Origin of the sequence: Burkholderia sp. Se-20378 (assembly GCF_017104665.1) — a bacterium.
In the GTDB taxonomy this organism is placed as follows: domain Bacteria; phylum Pseudomonadota; class Gammaproteobacteria; order Burkholderiales; family Burkholderiaceae; genus Burkholderia; species Burkholderia lata.
In genome coordinates, this window is the sequence record NZ_JAAGPG010001046.1 from 1 (window position 1) to 1,523 (window position 1,523).

The following is a 1,523-nucleotide window of genomic DNA, read 5'->3' on the forward strand; positions in this document are numbered from 1 at the left end:
CCGTGAAGGGGCCTGCTTCGTCGGCGCCACGCCGGAACGGCTCGCGCGTGTCGCGGCCGGCGACGTGCGCACACATGCGCTGGCCGGAACGATCCGGCGCGGCACCACGCCCGACGACGATCGCGCACTCGGCGCAGCCTTGATGGATTCCGCAAAGGAACGGTTCGAACACGCGCTCGTCGTCGACGCGATCCGCGCGGCGCTCGCACCGCTGTCACGCGCGCTCGACGTGCCCGAGCAACCGTCGCTGCACCGGCTGCCGAGGCTGCAGCACCTGAGCACGCCCATCCGCGCAACGCTGAAGGCGGATGCGACGCTGCTGCAGGTCGTCGCGGCGCTGCACCCGACGCCGGCGGTGGCCGGCCATCCGCGCGCCGAAGCGCTCGACCACATCCGTGCGCATGAAGGCTTCGATCGCGGCTGGTATGCGGCGCCCGTCGGCTGGATCGATGCGCACGGCAACGGCGACTTCATCGTCGCGCTGCGCTCCGCGCTGGTCGACGGCGGCGCCTGCCGGTTGTTTGCGGGCTGCGGCATCGTCGCCGATTCCGAGCCGGTCAACGAATATCAGGAGACCGAACTCAAGTTGTCGGGCATGCAGGCAGCGATCCGCGTGCGCGACGGCGCTACGCACGTGCGCACCGGCGAGCCTGCGTCGTCTGCGGCCGGCTGACCCTGCCGGGAAACAAACGTGCGCGCGGCCGCAGCGCCGCGCTCACGCACCATGCCAACGACTGGTTGCAAGAAACGGGTCGGTTACCAGCTATATCCGTATCCCGCACCGTAAGTCTTGTTGTTCCCCGACACGCCGATTCCCAGCTTGAGGATGCCGTTGGTCGTGATGTGCGCGCTTGCGCCAAACGCCATGCCCGACTCTCCGGCAAACCTGGCGACGCCGACGGCGACGTTGATCGTCTTGCCGGGTTCTACCTGCGGCATCATGGTCAGCGCAGTCGCCGCGGCGATACCCTGGCGCGCCATCTGGTCGGTCTGCTGCAGTTGCGAGCCCAGCGAGTTGATCTGCGCCTGCTGGCCCGACAGTGCCGTCGACATCGTCGACTGCACCGCCGTCAACTGGTTCAAGTTGACCGCATCGGTCCCTTGCGTCCCAGGCGCGACATTCACAATCTGGCGCTGCTGCGTGTTGTTGCCGACCGACACCACGTTCTGGCGGCCGCCGTCCGTCGAATTCGCGCCGATCGCCACCGAGTTCGAACCGGTGGTCACGGTCGGCAGGTCGGTTCCCTTCCCGTTCATGTCGGCCGCGATACCGTTGCTGTTTGCCGCGCGCGTCTGGTTGTTGTTGATCGTCGTCGACAGCGAGTTCAACGTGTTGTTGATGTTCGTCACGCCAGTCGACAGCGAGGCCACGTTGCTGTTCGTCGTGCTCAGGCCGGTGGACAGCGAGCCGATGCCGGTCGAGGTCGACGTCGACAGCGAGTTGACGTTGCTGTTCGTCGAGCTCAGGCCCGTCGACAGCGAGTTGATCGCGGTCGAGGTCGACGTGGACAGCGAGGCCACGT

2 protein-coding genes are annotated in these 1,523 nt (G+C 67.2%); one reads left to right on the plus strand and one right to left on the minus strand.

Translation table 11 applies throughout. The annotated features are described in order from the left end of the window. The coding region (locus G3N93_RS40025; protein ID WP_206135526.1) for an isochorismate synthase at positions 1-673 on the plus strand (673 nt) is incomplete at its 5' end. Positions 674-756: 83 nt separating this feature from the next. Here G3N93_RS40025 and G3N93_RS40030 read toward each other — a convergent pair. Further along, the coding region (locus G3N93_RS40030; protein WP_206135527.1) for a YadA-like family protein at positions 757-1,523 on the minus strand (767 nt) is incomplete at its 5' end.